We start from the raw sequence: 20,532 nt of genomic DNA, 5'->3' as shown, positions 1-20,532 counted from the left end.
CCGACCGGTTTGGCGCACTGGAGTACAAACCTAGGTTTGTACTCCGACCACGCGTGGCGAATGGCTGTCGTGCAATGGGGCTGGTTGTCGGCCCAGGCGAACCGGGCGCAAAAAAAAGGCGGCCGCCGCTTGGAGGTCGCCTTAAGGCTGTCGTCCTTGGATGAATCGGTGGATGTTGCTTCGGGCCGGTGACGCTTCGACGCGAATCGGAGCGACGTGCCGTTTGAGTTAGAGTCTAGCCGGACCCGTTTCAATCGTTAGGTCTACTCGCTTGAATTCGTTAAATTTTGCCGGTTTATGTGCTGGTTTTCACATTCTTCTGGCCAGTCGGTTGGTCTGCCGTGGCGGCCGGGGCGTTCATCGTCGCCAGAAACACGCCGATCACGATCATGATGGCGGTAATCCCGTAGCGTTTGAATGCAAGAGCGGCGGTCTTGGCTATTTTGTCGAGCGGCATGGTTGTTCTCCGAAAATGGTTTGGTGGCAGCGAGCGCCGGATAGGGCGCGTTACAGGTGGCGTACCGGCACGCCCTTGGTTTTGGGACGCGGCGCGGTGAAGATGTCCATGGCTTCGCTGAGAATTTGGTCGCACAGCGCGCACAGATCGCCTTCCAGGTAGATTTGTTCGCAGCGGGATAAACGGGTGCCGCAACGGCGGCAGCATTTGGTTTTGGCTTGGGTTTTCATGGCGGTTTCTCTCTCGATGTCAGTTTGTCGATAGTCTGGAAGACTGGTTAAGTCTGTCGGTACTGTTAACGCAAGACGAGTGCCAAATTTGACCGAAATGCTGGGTATTTTTTAACTGTTTGATATTTTTGTATTTTGTGTGTTTGTGTGGGTAGCCGGGTTAGATGAAAACGCTTGTCGGCGGAGAAAAGGGTTACCGGATTTCGTAACGCATACGAAATATCGTGTCCCGCCGATGCCGATTGCGCCGAATTTTCGCCGGAGGGCGACCTGCTTTGGTCTGGGCGATGAAGTCGTCGGGTTCGAATAGGGGGCGATTGGGTTGGGCTGAGGGTAGCTGAAACCGCTCGATAGCGAATGCGTGGGCTTCGACTCCGCTCAGCCAACGCGACTCCGCTGAACCAACGCGACTCCGCTGAACCAACGCGGTTCGGCTCAGTCAACGCAGCTCCGCTCAGCCAATGCGATTCGGCCTCGGCAAACGCGATTCGGCGAAATCCATCGCCCACTTTACGCTGAAAGTCGGTGGACTTGGTACCGATACTTCGATTTCGCAACGCCGGCTATCGCTGCTAAAACTATTCCCTCAGCCTTGAGGTTGACTTTTCGGGACGAAAAGAGAGCGTGCTCGTTAGGATATTGGCTCGGCGAGCTACGAAATATCGTCGAGTTGTTAGCGAATTGTGCTAAATTCTATTGACTTTAAAATCAGGTGCCGTACAGAACGCCAGCAATGGAATGCCGGATTACCCGCCTAATAACAAAAACGCATGCGAAACCGATCGTTCATCACTCGAATCCGCCTAGCCTGGTGTTACACCGGACTACTGTTGTTGGCCGGCCCGAGCGGGTTTCCTCAGACAGCCCGTGCCGCCGGGCACAGTCATGCCGAACAATTGGCGATTCCGGATTCCAGCGATTTCCGGGGCGAGATGCTGTTATTCCCGGCCGTGACCGTGATCGACCGCTACGATCAAGGCCCGAAAAAGAAACCGGCCAACAGCGAAGTGATCCCGGAGATGAACTTCTTTTACACCGCTGATTACCAGCAATTTCGCTTTCTGGGCGAGTGGCTGGTGTCGACCAAGACTCACAACCTGGAGCGGATTCAGTTCGGTTTGCACTTGGGCGAGTCCAGTTTGTGGCTGGGCCGCTTTCACAACCCGATCGGCTATTGGAACATGCAGTACCATCACGGCGCTTTTCTGCAGAACACCGCCAGCCGGCCCGGTATCATGGCCTTCGAAACTCAGGGCGGCGTGATTCCCAATCATTTGACCGGTTTGTTCTGGGAAGGCGTGCATCAATTCGACGAAGCCGGCCTGTATTACTCGGTCGGCGCCGGCGCCGGACCGTATCTGAAGCGCGGTTTGTCGGCCTTCAACGTGATCGAGCCGGGCGGTTCGCATCGGCCGGGCGCCACTTTCCGATTGGGGTACCAGCCGGTTAGCTTCGGCGTCAACGAGTTCGGTATTTCCGGTGCCTATACCGAGATTCCGTCCGACCTCAACGACGTGCGCGAAGTGAAGCAATTCGTGGCCGGCGCTTATGCCAACTGGCAACAGGACAGCGTGCATCTGTTGAGCGAAGTGGTCTACGCCAACAGCCGCCTGGAGCACGACGCCGGCTTGCGTAACGGCGGCAGTTTCTTTAACGCCTACGCGCAAGCCGAATGGGCGTTCGCCGACGATTGGACCTTGATCGGCCGGATCGAAGGCACGCGCGGCGGTCAAAACGATCCTTATTTGGCGCTGTTTCCGCGCTACGTGCGGGACAGGCTGCTGGGTGGCTTGCGCTACCGGGTCAACAGCAATATGGCGCTGAAGGTGGAAGCTTCGCAGGATCATATCCGCGACGACCGTTACGGCCAGGTGATGTTTCAGTGGAGCGCGGTATTTCCATGAGACTCCGGCGCGCTTTATTTTGGTCGAGTTTGGCGGCGGCTCTGCTGTTCGGCGCGGCGCGGTCCGGCGCGATCAGCCGGCAGTCCCTGGTATTGGCGACCAGCATCGATTCGGCGGTACCGTCACTGACGGTTCAGGAAGCCCGAAAACTGTTTCTGGGTGTGCCGCTGGAAAAAGAGGGCGAGCATCCGGTGCCGCTGGTCAATGCCAGCGATCCTTTGATTTATCAAGTCTTTCTGCAAAAAGTCGCGTTCATGTCGGCGACCGCCTACGAAAACCAAACCATCTCGGTGGTGTTCCGCCTGGGCGGCAAACGGCCGGAGCGCTACGACGATTACCAGCATCTGGTCGAGGCTTTGCAACAACACCCCGGCACCGTGACTTATTTGTGGGAAGATCAGGTGAAGGCAAACCAACGCATCAAATCCGTTAACGTACTATGGCAAGGATCTCTCGAGTAGGCCGCTTTTTTAATAGTTTTAACGGTCGAATGATCGTCGCGGTGGTCGGCATTCATTTATTGCTGGTGCCGATTTTGTTGTTCGGTATTTATCGGGTCATCAAGCCCAGCATGGAAGCCCAATTCGTCAACCAGGTGCGCTCCGACGCATTGATGTTCGGCAATCTGGTGTCGCCGCGATTGTCGCGCGGCGACATCGGCGAATTGCAGGGCTTGCTGGGCGAATTTTTGCTGAACGGCCGGCTGGCCTATGCCGAAATCGCCACCGAACAGGGGCAGGTCCATGCCGACGTGGCTTTGAACGCGCGGCAGGCGTTTCAGGAGGATTTTTTCTTCGGCGAACACGGCGACGGAATTTACTTTGTCGCGGTGCCGGTCAGCGCCGACAGCGGCCAATCGGCGACCTTGCGGCTGGGTTTCGACGAAAGTCAGATTCGTCGCGAGATTTACACGATTTACCAGCGTAGCGGTTATTTTGTCGCGGCTTACATGGGCTTGACCTTGCTGGTGGTCGGTTTGTTCGGCCGCAAGCTGGTGCTGCCGCTGGAGCGGTTGCGCGACGAAGCCGAGCAAATCGCCGAAGGCAATCATACCGGCAGTTTCAGCACCGGCACCCGGATCACCGAAGTCGCGGCCTTGGCCGAACATCTGGAAAAAATGCGCCAGGCGCTGTTGTCGGCCCGCGACGCGGCCTTGCAGGCCGCCGGCGCCAAGACCGAGTTCTTGGCCAATATGAGCCACGAAATTCGCACGCCGATGAACGGCATCATCGGCATGATAGGCTTGGCGCTGCGGACCGACTTGACGCCCCGCCAGCGCGAGTTTTTGGCGATGGCCAACAGTTCCGCCGATGCCTTGCTGCGCATCGTCAACGACATTCTGGACTTTTCCAAAATCGACGCCCGCAAACTGGAGCTGGACCACGCGCCGTTCCGCTTGCGCGAAAGTCTGGGAGATACCTTGAAGTTGCTGGCCGGCCACGCCCACGAAAAAGGCCTGGAGTTGATGCTGCGCATCGATCCGGAAGTGCCCGACGATTTGATCGGCGACACCGGCCGCTTGAACCAGGTCATCATTAATTTGGTCGGCAACGCGATCAAATTTACCCAGCACGGCCAAATCGTGGTTCAGGTCAAGCCCGAACACCACGACGCCGAGCGGGTTTGTCTGCACTTCGCGGTGCAGGATACCGGCATTGGCATTCCGGCCGACAAGCAGCGCCTGATTTTCGAGGCCTTCGCCCAAATCGACGCGTCCTCGACCCGCAAATTCGGCGGCACCGGCTTGGGGCTGTCGATTTCGTCGCGGCTGGTGGAATTGATGGGCGGCCATCTGGCTCTGGAAAGCGAACTGGATCGCGGCAGTACCTTCTTTTTCACGGCGGTATTCGAGCGCCACGTTCGGGCGGCTGACGACGTCCAAGTGCCGGAAATCGACGTTAAGGGCTTGCCGGTGCTGATTGTCGATGACAACCTGATCAATTTGCGGGTGTTCTCGGAAACCCTGAGCCATTGGGGCATGCTGCCGACTACCGTCGATAACGGCCAGGCGGCGATCGATGCGCTCCGCTGCTCGCGGGCCACCGATAGCGGTCAACGCTACGCGATGGTACTGCTGGACGCGATGATGCCGATGATGGACGGTTTTACCGTGGCCCAACGCATCCGCGAGGATCACCGCTTCGACCCGGTCACGATCATGATGCTGTCGTCGGCGGACCGGCCGGACGACTTTGAGCGCTGCCGCGACTTGGGCGTCAATTTATACGTGCGCAAGCCAGTCAAGCATTCCGAGCTGTGGAACGCGATCCAGTCCGCGCTGAGTCAAACCGAAGCCCGTTTCGCCGATAGCGCGCCGCCGGCGCTGGCCCAACCGCCCCGGCCGCTGCGCATCCTGTTGGCCGAGGACAATCCGGTCAATCAATACATGGCGGTGGTGCTGCTGGAAGAGCGCGGTCATAAGTTGGAAGTCGCCAACAACGGCCGTGAAGTGCTGGACATCCTGGCGACCGGCAAGCCCTTCGATTTGGTGTTGATGGACGTACAAATGCCGGTGATGGACGGTTTTCAGGCCACGGCGGCGATTCGCGAATCCGAACGCGACAGCGGCCGGCACCTGCGCATCGTGGCGATGACCGCCCACGCGTTGAAGGGCGACCGCGAGCGCTGTCTGGCCGCCGGCATGGACGACTATATTTCCAAGCCGGTGCAGGAGCAGGAATTGCTGGCGACGGTCGAGCGTTGGGATTTGGCGCAAACCGATCAAGAGGGCGAGGTCGCCGTGGCCGAGCCGATGGCCGAACCGGCCTTGGAATGGCGGGAAGCGCTGCAGCGCGTCAGCGGTCGCCAGAACTTGCTGGGCAAAATGATGACGATGTTCCAGGAACAATCGGTGCAATTGTTGGCCGACGTTGAAAGCGCGATTCACAGCCAGGACGCCGCCAAGTTGCGGATGTCGGCGCATACCTTGAAAAGCTCGGCCAACAGCATCGGTGCGTTCGGTTTCGGTAAGATCGCTCAGCAACTGGAACTCCAGGGTCAGGCGGCGGAGTTTGCCGACGCGGCCGCCCAATTCGCGTTGCTGCAACAGGCCGGCGCGCGTTTGGAGCCCGCCATTCGGGAATACTTGAGCGAAAATCCGCAATGAGGTTTACGTTTGAAGATACGTTCATCGAAACGCGCCGAGCGATTCCTCGGCGAGCCGCCGGCCCGGCGGGTAAACGGTGGGCGCAGGGGGGATTGACATGAACAACGATCTAGCGGCCGCCACTTGCGTGCTGTTGGTGGACGACAATCCGATCAATCTGGTGGAATTGGCGGCATTGCTGGAGGACGCCGGCTACCAAGTGTTGAGCGCCGAAACCGGCGACGCGGCGGTCGATCAGGCGGTGGCCAAGCGCCCCGATTTGATTCTGCTGGACGTGTTGATGCCAGGCATCGACGGCTTCACTACCTGCGAAAACTTGAAGGCGATTCCGGCGACCAGGGATATTCCGGTGCTGTTCATGACCGCGCTGGCCGATACCGCCGACAAGGTCAAAGGCTTTCACGTCGGCGCGGTCGATTACATCACCAAGCCGTTTCAGCACGAAGAAGTGCTGGCGAGGGTGCGAACCCATCTGACGCTGCAAAAGCTGAAACTGGAGTTGCAGGAAAAGGAAGAGCGCTTGTCGCGCATCTTCGAAAATGCGATGGATGCGATTCTGACGCTGGACCAGGCGGGCCGAATCACGCTGTTCAATGCGGCCGCCGAACAAATGTTTCGCTGTCAGGCCGCCGATACGATAGGCCGCTCGGTCGACCGGTTTTTAGCGCCGGAACTGAACAAAACCCTGACCAATTTTCGTAACGGCGTACCGGACAAGCAGGCCATCTGGCTTTCCGAAGGGATGGCGGCGGTCAGGGCGGATGGCGGCAATTTCCCGATCGAAGCGACGATATCGCGGGTGGAAGCCGCCGGCCAGCAGTTGTATATCCTGATTCTGCGCGACATTAACGAGCGCAAGGCCCGCGAGGAGGCCGAAGCCGAATGCAACACCTTGCGCGGCATTAATCTGTACTTGCAGGAAGAAGTGCTGGCCAGTCGTGACGGCGAGGAGTTGATCGGCAATTCGGTCGGCTTGCGCCAAGCGATGGCGTTGGTCAAGCAGGTGGCCGCCACCGACGCGACGGTGTTGATTACCGGCGAAACCGGTACCGGCAAGGAGTTGATCGCCCGGGCCATTCATAATCTGAGCGGTCGCAAATCCAAGACGCTGGTCAAACTGAATTGCGCGACGATCCCGGAAAATTTGGCCGAAAGCGAATTGTTCGGCCATGAGAAAGGCGCGTTTACCGGCGCGATCAACCGCAAATTGGGGCGTTTCGAACTGGCCAACGGCGGTACCTTGTTTTTGGACGAGATCGGCGAATTGCCGCTGGAAATTCAGGCCAAACTGCTGCGCGTGTTGCAGGAGGGCGAATTCGAGCGGGTCGGCGGCACTCAAACCTTGAAGTGCGATGTGCGGGTGATTGCCGCGACCCACCGCGATCTGGCCCAGTTTTCCCAGGAAGGGAAATTCCGAGCCGACTTGTATTACCGGATGAACGTGTTCCCGATCCATTTGCCGCCGCTGCGCGAACGCAAGGAAGACATACCGCCGTTGGTCAAGCATTTCATCAACAAATACGCGGCCAAGTTCGGCAAGAAAATCACCGCGATTCCGGAGCGTTTGATGTCGGATATGCAAAGCTACATTTGGCCCGGCAATATCCGCGAATTGCAACACATCATCGAGCGTGCGGTCATCCTGACCAACGGTTCGCAACTGGCCAACGTCGAATGCGTGCACGCTAGCGGCGGTGCGGTGCAGGCCAACGCGCCGATCGCGACGCTGGACGACGCCGAGCGCGCCCATATTCTGCGCGCGCTGGACGCTACCTCGTGGCGGATCGCCGGCAATCAGGGCGCCGCCAAAATTCTCGGCGTGCCGTCCACGACGCTGCGCTCGCGAATGGAAAGGCTCGGTATCGTTAAACCGCTGCCGCGTTAACGGTGATCGGCTAGGCGTAGCCCGGTTCGGCGGACTAAGCCCTTAGTGCGTCGGCAGGTCGCTTTAGCGACTCGGCTTTCTCGGACTACACTTGTTCGCTGATATTCTCGACGCATTTTAATTGGGCTCTGCACTATGACTGGGAACGGCCATTCCGGGACCGAAGCTTTTTCGTTGCGCAAATTGCTGGTGGCGATGACCGCCGGCGTCGCGTTGATTCTAATCGTTGGGAATGCCGTGGTCTGGATCACCCACGAGGGACTGCAAAGCGCCGAAACCGACAACCAGCGCTTGATGCGTGCGTCGTTGGCGTTCAAGGATGTGCGTTACCACGTCGTGCAAATACAACAATTCCTGACCGATGCGTCGGTGGTCGGTGAAGACGATTACGGCGTAGCGCGGGAAGAAAAATCCGCCGCGCATGTCGAACTTGCCGAGTTATCGACGATGCTGCCGGAGTTGCGCGCGGCGATCGACGATGCCGATCGCTCGGCCGAAAATCTGTATGCCACCGGCGAACGCATGGCCAATGCCTATTTTCGCGATGGCCGCGAAGCCGGCAATCTGATCATGAAAGCGCCGAACGACGGCTTCGATGCCGCTTCGGCCAGTTTGGCCACGAGTCTGGACCAGTTGGCTGAGCGCTTGCAACAAAGCGTCAATGCCGCATCGGTACGGCAAAGGGACATGCAAAGCCGCATGTTCGCCGTCAGCGCGACGGTGGCCGGACTGGCCTTGTTGCTGATCGTACTGGCCAATTATTGGCTGATGCGCAGACTGTTCGCGGTGCTGGGCGGCGAACCCAGCTACGCGACGGACATTGCCCGGACGATTGCCGGCGGCCATTTGGATATCGAGGTGCGAACCGCGCGACACGATAGCGCGAGTTTATTGGCGGTCATGAAGATGATGGGCGCCTCCCTGGCCAGTCACATGCGGGAAATCAGCATGGCCAGTAAGCAGATAGGCCAATCGTCCTATCAGATTTCCAACATCTCCGGCGATATTTCCAACGCCAATCGTTCCGAGCAGGCCCGTTCCACCGAAGTAAGGCAGGCGACCGATGCGTTGCGCTCTTCCACCGAGGAAGTGGAGCGCTTTACGCTTACCATTCGCCAGCGCACCTTGGAAACCCAAGACACCGCGCAACAAGGGCTATTGGCGGTCAGCGAAAATCTCGACGAGATGCGGCGGGTCGTCAGCGAAGTGGAAAGCGCCGAGGCCAAAACCAATGCGTTGCGTCAGGCTAATCGGCAAATTCAGGACATTACCACGACCATCCGCAACATCACCGAGCAAACCAATCTGTTGGCGCTCAACGCCGCGATCGAAGCGGCCAGGGCCGGAGAGTACGGCCGCGGTTTCGCCGTCGTCGCCGACGAAGTGCGGAAGTTGGCCCAAAACGCGTCCGGCGCGACCGCCGAAATCGCCGGCATTATCGCCGAACTGACCCAGATCATCGAAGAAAACACTCAAGCGATGACGTCGATCATTCAGGCCACTCAACAAGGCATGGAAAAAGCCGAGTCGACCAGCGTGGTGATACACCGGATTGTCGGCCAGATCGAGGAAAACGCGTCGACCGCGCAACAAATATCCGACGTCACCCGCAATCAACTGGACAACGTGTCCCGGTTGCAGACCCGTGTCGAGGCTTTGTTCGAAGCCTTGGGTCAAAACGAATCCAAAGTGCATATCACCCGGACCGTCAGCGACGACCTGTATGTGGTTACCGAAAAATTGCGGGCCATGCTGGAGCATTTCAGTTTCGATGCCAACAGGAAAACGACGCCCATCCCCAATGAACACCGCCGGTTTCCTCGCACCAGCCATTATCTACTGGCGCATATCGATGCGAAGAATAGAAGTCTGGACGGGGTTACCGCCGATTTCAGCATGAGTGGTGCTTGTCTGCGTTTACCGCTGCCGCTGCCGTGCGGGGAGAATGAAACCATCGCCGTTCAGTTGCGTATTCCGTACGACAACATCGATCAGTACGCGCACCAGGCGCCGCTGGAATTGGATTGCCGGATCGTCTGGTATAAAGTCGTCGACGACGAACATCATTACGGCGTCAAGTTCCCGGAATCGCTATCGCCGGCGGCGGTTAACGGCTTGAAAACCTGCTTCGACTTCTTTAATCACGCGTCCACCTATCGCGGCTAAGCCCTTGTCATGGACGGCGTCGGACATGGCGCGGATGTCCCGCGCCGGAACGCCGATAATCCCGGCCAAACTCCCTCCCTGCCCGGTTTTTCATCGTGGCCGATTCTTGATGGAACCGGATGTTCGCGGGGCGCTGGCGGAATGCCCGGAATGACTCTACACTGGTCTGGCCTGCTAGAGCGATCGGCGGGCGCCGAACACAGCGGTGGGCATACCGATTCGAACAAGGACATCAACAGGAGTGGAACATGCTTAAGAAATTATCAATTGTCGCCGGATTTTGCTGGCTGCACGCGCCGCTGCAAGCGGCCACGCTCGGCGACCTCCAGTCGCTGCCGTCGGCTATCCAGGACTGCCTGCAGGAGGCCGATTGCAGCGTCGTGGACCAAAGCGATTTCGATTTGGCCGGGATCGCCGCGTTTCGCTATCAGGCCGGTACCTTCGACGGTTACTTGCTGCGCTATTCGCTGATCGCGCCGTCCGCCGCGGTCGATATTTCGGATTATCCGGTGTTGAATCTTCAAGAAGCCGCGGCCCAGGCGCAAATCAACGAAAGCACGCCATTGGCCGGGACGGTTTGGCTGAAGCTGGCTTCGCGCTACGGCGCGGGCGGCGGGAGCGCGGCGTTGTACTTTGAGCACGTGACACCCGTGGACAAGTCCGTGTTGATGCATCTTGGCGACACGACCTATCCGGATGTGCTGAATTTTCAGTTGAACGATCAGGCATTGGCGGCCGGCGGGGCTTATCGCAGCGTGGCGCTGAATTCGGAAGGTAGCGTCGAAGCTGGCGATCTGGTGGCCGACGAGCCGCTTCTGGTTTGCATATCCGAGGGATGCGGAACTTACCAAGCCTTGCATCTGGTTGGTGTTAATTATGCGTGGGACGGCGCGAACTGGGTGCTGCAATTTGCCGCCGACGATATGCAGCGGGAGTTGTACGTAGAAAACACAACCTATAACGGCCAATATGGCTATTCATACCACAACCGCGATTACTACGTCGGCGCGGTACCGTTGCCGGCGGCCGGCGGGCTGTGCTTGGTCGGTCTAGCCTGGTTGGGCGGATTGGCTCGGCGTGGGGCTGCGGTCGCTTGATCGCACTCAGGCCGCTGGGCCGCCCTCGGCCCGATTGCGGCCGGCGGCCTTGGCTTGGTAGAGCCTGCGGTCGGCTTCGTCCAACAGTTCGGACGGGGCTTGCTCGGTGTGCGGTATTAATGCGGCGCTGCCGGCGCTGATCGTAATCCACGGCGAGGTTTCCGATTGCGCGTGGGGGATGTGCAGGGCTTCGATACGCTGACGAAAATGCTCGGCCAGGGCGCGAGCACCGTCGGCGTCGGTTTCCGGCAGTAGCGCGACGAATTCCTCGCCGCCGTAGCGAGCGACCAGATCGGCGGAGCGGCCGGTGGCGTCGGCCAGTTCGCCGGCGACCCGCTTCAGACACAAATCGCCGGCGCCGTGGCCGTGATGATCGTTATAAGCCTTGAAAAAGTCCACATCCACCAACACGGCGGCCAATGGGGTCTGGTTGCGTTGGGCGCGTTTCCATTCGCTTTCCAAGGCTTGATCGAAGCGGCGCCGATTGGGTATGCCGGTCAGGCCGTCGATCCAGGCCATCGTTTCCAGCAGGTCGGTGGCTTGTTTCAACCGGATGTGGTTGCGGATTCTAGCCTTGACGACCGGCAGATAAAACGGCTTGGTGATGTAATCCAGCGCCCCCAGGTTCAGGCCGCGTTCCTCGTCGTTCGCGCCGTTCAAGGCCGTGACGAAGATCACCGGAATTCGGCTGGTTTGCGGATTGGCTTTCAGATGGCGGCAGACTTCGTAGCCGTCCATGTCAGGCATCATGACATCCAGCAAAATCAAGTCCGGCGGTCCCTGGCTGGCGACGGCTTCCAACGCCGCCGCGCCGCTGGCCGCCACCTTGATCCGATAATCGCCGATCAGGTTTTCGGCCAGCACTTGGATGTTGGTGGGGGTGTCGTCGACGATCAGAATTAGCGGTTTGGGCGTATCGGCGTTCATCGATGTTCTCCGGTCAAATGGCGCTGGACCAGGGTTTCTAGGTCGGTCAGCGCGGCGAGCGCTAGCCGGTAGTCTATCAGTTCGATTTGTTTCTCGATTTGCTTCAATAGCCTGCGGCCGTCGGCGCTCGGCACCGTGTAGCGCAGGTGTTCGATCAAATCGCGCGGCACGTAATCGCTGCCCTCCAACAAAGCCCGCAAGCGGGCGGCCAGGGTGGCGGCGGTAGGGTAATCGCCGTTCGCGTTCATTGCATCGCTTTCGTCGGTGAGATAGTCGGCAATGGTTTGTAAGGTGGCGGCCAAGGTTTGCTCGAACTCCGCTTTGGCGGCGGCGCTCTTGACCTCCTGTTGTAAATCGGATTCCAGCCGACCGGCGGCGCGGCTCAATTCGATCGCGCCAACCGCGCCGGCCGCGCCCTTCAAATGGTGTAACCAATTCGCGGCGGCGGTCGCGTCATCCTGCCAGAGCGGATCGAACTGGCCGGCCGCACCGGCGAATGCCGATGCGAAGTGCTCCAGCAAGCGGCGCAGTTTGGCGTCGCTACCGATGGCCAAGTGTAGGTATTCCGGGTCGAAACCAGGCAATTCGGCGGCCAGGTTGTCGTCCGGCCAGTTGTCCGGCGACTTTGCGTCGGGCTGCGTCGATGCCGCCGATGGCTTGATATTGCGCAATAGCGCGGCGATCAGCGTCTGCGGCAGCACCGGCTTGCCGACGTGATCGTTCATGCCGGCCGCGTAGCACTCGTTGCGCTCGCGCTCCTGGACCGCGGCCGTCATCGCGATGATCGGTAGGTCGGCGTAAGCCGGGTTTTGGCGAATCAGCCGGGTGGCTTCGATGCCGCTCATCTCCGGCATCTGCAAATCCATTAGTACCGCGTCGTAGCGCTTGTTGCTCAGCGCGGCGACGCCTTCGCGGCCGTTGTTGGCGACGTCGACTTCCAGGCCGGCATTTTGCAAATATTCGCAGGTCACGATCTGGTTGATTTCGTTGTCTTCGACCAACAGGAGCTTGGCGCCGCGGATCGGCGCGGCCAGCGTCGCCAATTGCGGCCGGGCTTGCTCGGCGGTCGGAAAGACTTTGCCGCCTTGCAGGCGGGTGACGGCATCCAACAACATTGAAGGCATGACCGGTTTGACCAGAATGTCGTCGGGTATCGCGTCGCCGGCCGCGTTCAACAGGCTTTCGCGGCTGAAGGCGGTCACCATGATGACCACCGGCGCGTGGCGGATTTCGGAACGCTTCACCATGTCCTTGATCGCGCGGGTGACTTGAACGCCGTCCAGTCCCGGCATTTTCCAGTCCAGCAACACCAGTTCGAAGTCGCGGCCGCTGTCGTTGGCTTTGCGCAGGCACAACAAGGCCTCGTCGCCGCTGGCGGCTTCGGCGGCCTCGAAACCCCAGGCTTGCAGAATCTCTCTGAGCATCTGCCGGGAAATGTCTAGGTCGTCGACGATCAACACCCGCATGCTGTGCAGGTTGCCGGACAACACCGCGGCGCCGGGTTCCCGCGGATAGTCGAAGCACAGCGAGAATTCGAATTGGCTGCCGCGGCCGATTTCGCTGTGTACCGACAGATCGCCGCCCATCATTTCGACCAGGCGTTTGCTGATGGTCAGGCCTAGACCGGTACCGCCGAAACGGCGGGTAATCGAGCCGTCGGCCTGGGTGAAGGCTTGAAATAGGTTGGCGGCCTGATCTTCGGTCATGCCGATGCCGGTATCGCGTACCGCGAAATTCAACATGACCCGGCCGGGTTCGGCGCTGACCAGTGTGACCTTGATGTGTATTTCGCCGCGTTGAGTGAACTTGACCGCGTTGCCGACCAGATTGTTTAACACTTGGCCGAGCCGCAACGCGTCGCCGTTCAGGTAAGGCGGCGTGGCGGGGTCGAGTTCCAGCACCACTTCCAGTTCTTTTTCCTCGGCGCGGACGATGAACAGATTCAGGACGTTTTCCAGTACTTCCTCGATATTAAAGGGTTCGACGACCAGTTCCATCCGGCCGGCTTCGATTTTCGAATAATCGAGGATGTCGTTGGTGATCGAGAGTAGGGCCAGCGACGAGGTATGGATTTTGTGCAGGTAGTCGCGCAGTTTGGTCGATGGATTGCTGTTCAAGGCCAGATCGGAGAGGCCGATGATCGCGTTCATCGGCGTGCGGATCTCGTGGCTCATATTGGCGAGGAATAGTCCCTTGGAGCGCGAAGCGGCTTCCGCCTGATCCTTGGCCAGCAGTAATTCGGCGGTGCGTTGGGCGACTTCTTCTTCCAGGCGGTCGCGATGGTCGGTCAGCGTTTTGTCGCGTAACTGGATTTCTTCCAGCATGCTGTTGAAAGCCAATACCAACTCGCCGATGTCGTCGCGACCGTGTCGCGGCACGCGCAAGCTGTAGTTTTTTTCGTGGGCGATCAATCGGGCCGTGGTCGCCAGCTCTTCGATCGGTCGGGAAATCACCCGTTGCAGGCGAAGCGCCAACAGCGACACCACGGTCAAGGCCAGGGCGGCGCCGGCCAAGCCCTTGCCCAAATCGGTCAGTTGTTCGTTCCATTGCTGGGTGAAATCGGCTTGCAGCAGCAGGTAGCCGATCTGTTCGTTTTTGCGCACGACGGGAATATACAGGTCGGCGCGTCTCTCCCAGAAGTTGGTACGCATTTCCTGTGTCGGGACGCCGTAGTCGGCGGGTGGCGCGGTGACTTCGCCGCGCGGATTCCAGTTGGCCAGCACCGTACCGTCGGCGGCGATCATCCAGGCCGACAGTATTTCGGTGTGATCCTTGAGAGAGGCCAACAGGCGCTTGGCTTCGGTCCGGTCCGAAAAAACCAGCGCGGCCTGGCCGTTTTCCGCCAGCACGTCGGCCAGGCCGGAGACTTGCTGCAACGCGCTTCGGTATCGGCTGACCGCCGAGCTGACCGCCATCACCGACAAGCTGACCAGCAGGCAGGCCGCGCAGCTCAACATGATGATGGTGACCAGTTTGCGTCGCAGCGACCAGTTCGCGAAGTCGGGTAACACACGCATCGGTTTATCTCCCGTAAACGTAAGTGGCGATGTTCAACAACTGGCCCGGCAGGCGCAGACCGGCGTTTCGGATCGATTCCAAATTCACTTCGAATACCACTTTGTTGTCGCGGAACAATAGGGCTATGCCGCCGCCTTTTTCGGCGAAATCGGCGATGTCGGATAGGGTTAATACCGGGGCGCGGCCGACGGCTTTCAGCGTCACCAAAAAGCGCGGTTGTTCGGTGGCGCCGACGAACAGCAGGTGGCAGCCGGTCGGATTGAAATCGGCGAAGCCGCGGACCTCGATGCGCAGATCGTGCTCGCCGGCTTTACGTCCGTCCAGGGCCTGCAAGGCCCCTTCCAACACGTTGTTGCCGACCACGCACAGCGTTAACGTCGCGTCGGCCGCCACGGTGTCGGCGGGCCATTCGATGAACTTGGCGAAGTTGTAGAGATACGCGGCCTTGATTTGGGCTTCGGATAGGCCTTCGGCCTTCGGTGTCGGCACGACCGGAAATGTCAGCAATGTCAGCGCGATTAGGCCGGTCCTCAGGCCGGTCCAGCAACGCCGGCCGCAGCCGGCGAGGCGTGCGGAAGGTCCGGTGGCGAAAATGCGGCACGGCCGTGGCCGGCCGGCGCGGTAAGTCGCGGTTCTAAGTCCTTGATCCTTCATTGGGGAGTGGTTTGGGCCGCGGGTTCCGTAAGGTTTAACGCGGCGTAAGCCGCAGTCCGCCGGCTCGCGCCGGACCCGGTGTCGGCCGGGCGCCGTCGCGGCCAAGCGGCGGTGATAACGATTAGTAATGTGGAATGTCGGCGTGTAGTCTAGGCACCAAATCCATTCTTGTCGAATTTCCTAGGGTAATTTGGCGGCCAGGCATTTGCAATAGCCGTTCAGTTCTACGTAGGCTTGGCCGGCTACCGCGCCGCCGACGCCGCACGCGCCTTCCCAATAGACCGGGCCTATCCACAGATCGTGGTTGGCGCGCAGTTCCTGGTCTTTGACCAAGGGTTCGACCGTGAATTTTTCGCCCTTAACCACGATTTCCCAGCCAGACGGGTAAGTGCAGCCCGTATTGGGGCTGGTCCACTCGCCGGTGACGGTGACTTCGAATTCGTGGGCGGCCAACGTCGTGGTCAGGCCGTTGGCGTCTGTGATCGAACCGGATTTTTCGACCGAGGAGTCGTTACCCTTGAAATCGAACAACATGATCTGCCGGTTGTCTTCCAGTTCGATCGCAAACCACTGCCAACCTTGGCGAATCGCTTGAAACAGTTCGCCGTATTGGCGGTCGAACCAACTGTTACCGGTGACCTGGAAGGTTTGGCCGTCTATCGTCAAGGTGCCGGTGGTCGCCATTTTTGGTCGCGAATAGTAGTAGGTGTAACCGCCGAACCGGTAGGGATGGGCATCGCCGCCGTAGTGCAGCGCGGGCTGCTGGGTCGAATCCAGTTTCAAGTCCAAGGTGTAGTTGCCGATTTGCGCGTGCAGGCGGTCGTGGCCGTCGCCGCCGACCGCGGTGACTTGGTTGCCGGCGCCGGAGCTGAGATCGAAGCCGTCCTTGACCCGTTTGGGCAGATGCAGGCGCAGAAACTCCTCGAATTCGAAACGCTGGCCGTTGACATCGGTAATAGCCGCCTGCACCAGTTGGTCGCGCATGATGACGAAGGCGTCGAAGCTGAAAAATACCACTTCGAAACCGAAGCGGCGGCCGTCGTCGGTGAACAAATGACCGGTCCAATACCACCACTGGACTTGCTGGCTGGGCAAAAATGCGTCGTCGGCCGGCAGGGTTACCGGGCCGATCAAGCCTCGGCGCGGCAAAAACCAGTAGGCGGCCGAGACCAGGATCAACAATATCCAAGGCAGCAACGGCGGATTCAGCAGGCCTATCAGCACCAGGATCCCGGCAATGATCCAGGGCAGTTTTTTCCAGTGTTTACTCATCTTAGATACTCCAATGGGGTTGAAAAATTTGAAAAATCAAAAACGCCAGTCGATCTTGCCGTAAAGCGAGCGGGGAATTTCCATCGCGGAGCCGGGTAGCGAGATCGCCGATGAGTCGTGGTATTCGGGGTGGCGCGGCGAAAACAGGTTTTGCGCGACAAAGGACAGTTCGATGTCCGGCACGGGCTGATAGGCCAAGCGGGCGTCGAAGGTGGTGTAGGCCGGTATGGCCTGGCTGACCGAGTTTAGCCGGCTGACATGACGTAGCGTCAAATCGAGTTTGAGGTTTTCCGGTAGATCCATCTGCCAGCGCAAAGACCCGTGATGGCGGGGGGACAGGCCGGCCGTGTCCGGATTGTTGGCGTCGAACGGCATTTCGATTTTGATGTGGCTGTAATTGCCGGTAAAGCGCATCCAGTCCAGCGCTTGCCATTCCGCCGAAAACTCGATGCCGCGGGTGGTGACTTCCCGGCTATTGTTGTACCAGATCATCGGCAGGATCAGCGGCGGCGGGGCCAGCGGGTTGACGCTGCCTCTGCGAAACATGATCAAGTCGGTGTAGTGGTTGCTGAACGCGGCGACGTCGGTGGAGAAATGTGCCGTCCATTGGGCGCGGTAACCGATTTCGGCCGCGACGACTTTTTCGGCGCGTAGGTTGGAATTGTACTGGCCGCGAACCTGGAGGCGGTCGTAGGGCGCGGGCAAGCCGGTCGGCGTCGTGCCCAGCGCGATATTGGCCTGAGCTTCGCCTCTGGACGGGGTGCGCGCCGCCCGCGACACCGACGCCCAAACCGAATGATGCGCGCTAGGCGTCCACAGCAGGCGGGCATTCGGTTGGACTTGAGTGTTGCCGAAGTGGCTTTCCTCCAGTTTGGTGCCTAGGGTCAAGCGCAGCGTGTCGTCGATCAGCGTGATGTCGTCTTGGGCGAATACGCCGCCGTTATGATAGCCAAGGTCGCTATCGATGTACGAAATCGCGCCGGTATTGGTGACGGCGCTATGAATGAAGCGATAGTTGAGGCCCCACATCAGGTCGTGGTCGGCCGCAGGGTGTAGGCGGTGCTGAAAGTCGATGTCGAACATGTCCTGGGAATCGGAAAGCTCAGCCGCATTGAATTCGACCCTATCGTAATAGGTTTGCAATTTGAATTCGGAACCGTCGGCCAAGTTACCTTCCCAGCGCGCCAGCAGATTGGCGCCGTTGGCGTGGTCGTCGTTGGAAAACCGCGTGTTGTAGGGCGGCGCGATGGTAATCGGTTCGACGGTGTTGCCGACGGTTTTACGATATACGTCGCCCTGCAGCGTGTAGCGGTTGTCGTTGGAGATTCGGCCGTCGATCCGAAAGCCGCCTTGTACCGAACGCCAGTCGTCGTGAATGCGCTCGCCGGCCGAGTTGACGAAGCTTTCCCGTTCGAAGGTTTTGGCGTAGACCCGGTAATTGCCGTCGTCGCCGAACTGGCCGCCGTGGCGATAACCGGCGAAACCGCGTTCCTGATTGCCGCCGCCCGCGGCGAATAGATTGCCTTGGGTGTCCTTGGTTTTCTTGGTGATGATGTTGATGACGCCGTTGACGGCGTTGGCGCCCCACATCACCGCGCCGGGGCCGCGGATCACTTCAATGCGATCGATATCTTCGATCAAGGTGTCCTGCAGGTTCCAAAACACGCCGGAAAACAGTGGCGTGTAAATACTGCGCCCGTCGATCAAGACCAACAGCTTGTTGGCGTATCGTCCGTTGAAGCCGCGCGCGGTAATAGCCCAAGCACTGGAGTCGATTCTAGCCACGTCGATGCCGGGCGCCATCCGCAGCGCTTCGGGAATGCTGGTCGCGCCGGAGCGGCGTATGTCTTCCTGGCTGATAATGAAGGCCGCGGCGGCGGTATCGGACAGCGTTTCCGATTTGCGGGATGCCGACGAAACTTCCATTTGCATCAAGTCGTTGATCGAAAAGTCTTCCAGATTGGGCGGCGGCTCGGCTGCCTGGGGCGATTGCAACGGCGCGAGCGCCGTCAGGACGAACAAGTTGCCAACAACGTGGCGGGCGGTTAGAGGAAACCGGCGATTGGACGGCATGGTCATTTCCGTTGTTGTTATTTTTTGGCCTGACCAGCGCTGCTGGTCGCTTCGGCGATTGCGGTTGGCGAATGTGTTGATTAAAGATTCGCGTAACGCAACAAGTATGACGAGAATTTCCAAAAATCAATCTTTTAGCCGGAAATCATCGGAAATGTCGCGAATTCGACGAGCAAGGCAAGGAGAAAATGAACCATTGTCGGGGGCTGGGTTACGGTTTTAAAATTACGCCGACCCTGATGCGTGTTAGTTGATATTTCTTGAAAAACTAACGAAAAAACAAGCAAAAGTTTTGAATTTTTCGAACGAGGAAGGTCAGATTAGAGGTTAGAATATGTCTGGAGTTGGCCGTGCCGGTCGTCCGGCATTTCTGTTTCGTCGATTCGAAGGAGGCCTTATGCAAGAGTCGGTGTTCGTGAAACTTGATATAGAACGGGATGAAACGCCGCTTGGCGAGCAAGCGGGGCGCGCGAAGTCGTTTTCGGAAGCCGCCAGTTTAGCCATTGCGTCCGCTTATCCCCGCGACCTGTATTGTTCGCCGGCCTGGCCCGGCTGTCTGGGCAGTTCCGGGTCGCCGGTACCGGATTATCTTCCCTCGGATAAGTCTTATCCGGTCAGCATTGATACAATAAGCCATACCTATACTATCAATCGCTACCACATCCAGGGAGTATTTCATGATTCGCTTTCCAGCCGAATGGGAGCCGCAATCGGCCGTTATCATCGCCTGGCCGCACGCTAGCGGCGACTTTCGCAATTTGTCTTCGGTCGAGGACAGCTACCACTTCATCGCTTCGACGATCAGCGCCTATCAACCGCTGGTGATTATTTGCAAGGACGGCGAGCATCAGCAGCACATTCAGGCGCAGTTTACGGCGCCCAATCCTAATTTGCATTTTGTCCAAGCGGCTTACAACGACATTTGGGTGCGGGATACCGTGTTCATCTCGTTGGAATGGCAACACCCCAAGGCCGCATTGCAATTGGTGAATTTCCGCTTTAACGGTTGGGGCAACAAATACCCGCATGCTGACGACGACGGGTTGAATCTGGCGCTGTTTGCTCACCCGATCTTCAAGGGCTTTCCGACCGCGACAGTCGATCTGGTGCTGGAGGGGGGGAGCGTCGAGTCGGACGGGCAGGGTACCGTGATGACCACCAAGAATTGTTTGTTCAATCCGAACCGCAATCCCGATCTAGGCGAAACGGCGATTGCTGGGCAGGTGCAAAATTATCTGGGCGCCAAACGAATTCTATGGGTCGAACAAACTAATCTGGCGGGCGACGATACCGATGCTCACATCGACACCCTGGCCCGTTTTTGCGATGCCGGAACCATTGCGTACACCAGTTGCGACGATAGCGAAGACCCGCACTACGCCAGCCTGAAAAATATGGAAATGCAATTGCAGGCTTTCCGTACCGAAGCCGGCCAGCCTTACAAATTGGTGGCGTTGCCGTTGCCGAAACCGATTTACGACGAGGATGGCCAACGCTTGCCGGCTAACTATGCCAATTTCTTGTTGATCAACGGCGCGGTGTTGGTGCCGGTCTATGACGATGCGATGGACGCGTTGGCGTTGGAGCGTTTGGCGGCCTGTTTCCCGGATCGAAAAGCGGTCGCGGTGCCCTGCCGACCCTTGGTGCACCAATACGGCAGTCTGCACTGCGCCAGCATGCAGGTGCCGGCTTTCGTCAAGCTGAATTTTTAAACTCGGCGACCCGCGCGGCAAGTCCGTTGTC

The 20,532-nt window shown here is 58.9% G+C and carries 15 protein-coding genes; 8 read left to right on the top strand and 7 right to left on the bottom strand.

Annotated elements, in window-relative coordinates; genetic code table 11:
* Positions 1 to 60 precede the first annotated feature (60 nt).
* Complete coding sequence (locus ACQE3D_RS22530) at positions 61 to 192, top strand: hypothetical protein (protein ID WP_313730384.1); 132 nt, start codon at positions 61 to 63, stop codon at positions 190 to 192.
* A 103-nt stretch (positions 193 to 295) separates the two neighbouring features.
* On the opposite strand, the gene ACQE3D_RS22525 is transcribed toward ACQE3D_RS22530, so the two are convergent.
* Positions 296 to 457 (bottom strand): hypothetical protein, encoded by a 162-nt coding sequence (locus tag ACQE3D_RS22525; RefSeq protein WP_157197825.1) that lies wholly within the window; start codon positions 455 to 457, stop codon positions 296 to 298.
* Between the two features lie 50 nt (positions 458 to 507).
* On the bottom strand, positions 508 to 687 hold the full coding sequence (locus tag ACQE3D_RS22520) for a hypothetical protein (RefSeq protein ID WP_168028295.1): 180 nt from the start codon (positions 685 to 687) through the stop codon (positions 508 to 510).
* Between the two features lie 770 nt (positions 688 to 1,457).
* Here ACQE3D_RS22520 and ACQE3D_RS22515 point away from each other — a divergent pair.
* The 6 genes from ACQE3D_RS22515 to ACQE3D_RS22490 all read left to right on the top strand — a co-directional run bounded on the left by ACQE3D_RS22515 (position 1,458) and on the right by ACQE3D_RS22490 (position 10,845).
* Positions 1,458 to 2,591 carry a hypothetical protein gene (locus ACQE3D_RS22515; protein WP_064024933.1) on the top strand — a complete coding sequence of 378 codons (1,134 nt, stop codon included), beginning with the start codon at positions 1,458 to 1,460 and terminating at the stop codon, positions 2,589 to 2,591.
* Positions 2,588 to 3,052, top strand: coding sequence for a hypothetical protein (locus ACQE3D_RS22510; protein ID WP_313730385.1), 465 nt, complete (start codon positions 2,588 to 2,590; stop codon positions 3,050 to 3,052). Before ACQE3D_RS22515 ends, ACQE3D_RS22510 begins: the two co-directional genes overlap by 4 nt.
* Complete coding sequence (locus ACQE3D_RS22505; protein WP_313730386.1) at positions 3,031 to 5,697, top strand: hybrid sensor histidine kinase/response regulator; 2,667 nt, start codon at positions 3,031 to 3,033, stop codon at positions 5,695 to 5,697. Before ACQE3D_RS22510 ends, ACQE3D_RS22505 begins: the two co-directional genes overlap by 22 nt.
* 97 nt (positions 5,698 to 5,794) lie before the next feature.
* On the top strand, positions 5,795 to 7,582 hold the full coding sequence (locus ACQE3D_RS22500; RefSeq protein ID WP_313730387.1) for a sigma-54-dependent Fis family transcriptional regulator: 1,788 nt from the start codon (positions 5,795 to 5,797) through the stop codon (positions 7,580 to 7,582).
* Between the two features lie 135 nt (positions 7,583 to 7,717).
* Positions 7,718 to 9,748 (top strand): methyl-accepting chemotaxis protein, encoded by a 2,031-nt coding sequence (locus tag ACQE3D_RS22495; RefSeq protein WP_313730388.1) that lies wholly within the window; start codon positions 7,718 to 7,720, stop codon positions 9,746 to 9,748.
* 248 nt (positions 9,749 to 9,996) lie between these two features.
* Complete coding sequence (locus ACQE3D_RS22490; RefSeq protein WP_313730389.1) at positions 9,997 to 10,845, top strand: VPLPA-CTERM sorting domain-containing protein; 849 nt, start codon at positions 9,997 to 9,999, stop codon at positions 10,843 to 10,845.
* Positions 10,846 to 10,851: 6 nt separating this feature from the next.
* Here ACQE3D_RS22490 and ACQE3D_RS22485 read toward each other — a convergent pair whose 3' ends face one another.
* From ACQE3D_RS22485 to ACQE3D_RS22465, 5 genes are all read right to left on the bottom strand, one after another.
* Positions 10,852 to 11,772 (bottom strand): diguanylate cyclase domain-containing protein, encoded by a 921-nt coding sequence (locus ACQE3D_RS22485; protein WP_064024921.1) that lies wholly within the window; start codon positions 11,770 to 11,772, stop codon positions 10,852 to 10,854.
* On the bottom strand, positions 11,769 to 14,789 hold the full coding sequence (locus tag ACQE3D_RS22480) for a response regulator (RefSeq protein WP_313730390.1): 3,021 nt from the start codon (positions 14,787 to 14,789) through the stop codon (positions 11,769 to 11,771). Before ACQE3D_RS22480 ends, ACQE3D_RS22485 begins: the two co-directional genes overlap by 4 nt.
* Positions 14,790 to 14,793: 4 nt before the next feature.
* Positions 14,794 to 15,444 carry a YfiR family protein gene (locus ACQE3D_RS22475; RefSeq protein ID WP_082885330.1) on the bottom strand — a complete coding sequence of 217 codons (651 nt, stop codon included), beginning with the start codon at positions 15,442 to 15,444 and terminating at the stop codon, positions 14,794 to 14,796.
* Positions 15,445 to 15,624: 180 nt separating this feature from the next.
* A complete protein-coding gene (locus ACQE3D_RS22470) occupies positions 15,625 to 16,716 on the bottom strand; it encodes a lipocalin family protein (protein ID WP_064024917.1) in 1,092 nt (363 codons plus the stop codon).
* A gap of 36 nt (positions 16,717 to 16,752) precedes the next feature.
* Positions 16,753 to 18,789, bottom strand: a complete 2,037-nt coding sequence (locus ACQE3D_RS22465) for a TonB-dependent receptor plug domain-containing protein (protein WP_313730391.1) — start codon at positions 18,787 to 18,789, stop codon at positions 16,753 to 16,755.
* Between the two features lie 677 nt (positions 18,790 to 19,466).
* Here ACQE3D_RS22465 and ACQE3D_RS22460 point away from each other — a divergent pair.
* Positions 19,467 to 20,501, top strand: coding sequence for an agmatine deiminase family protein (locus ACQE3D_RS22460; protein ID WP_313730392.1), 1,035 nt, complete (start codon positions 19,467 to 19,469; stop codon positions 20,499 to 20,501).
* Positions 20,502 to 20,532: the final 31 nt, after the last annotated feature.

The sequence above is a fragment of the Methylomonas sp. MS20 genome (genome assembly GCF_050275925.1).
Classification (GTDB): Bacteria; Pseudomonadota; Gammaproteobacteria; order Methylococcales; family Methylomonadaceae; genus Methylomonas; species Methylomonas koyamae_A.
This window is presented reverse-complemented; position numbering and strand designations above follow the sequence as displayed.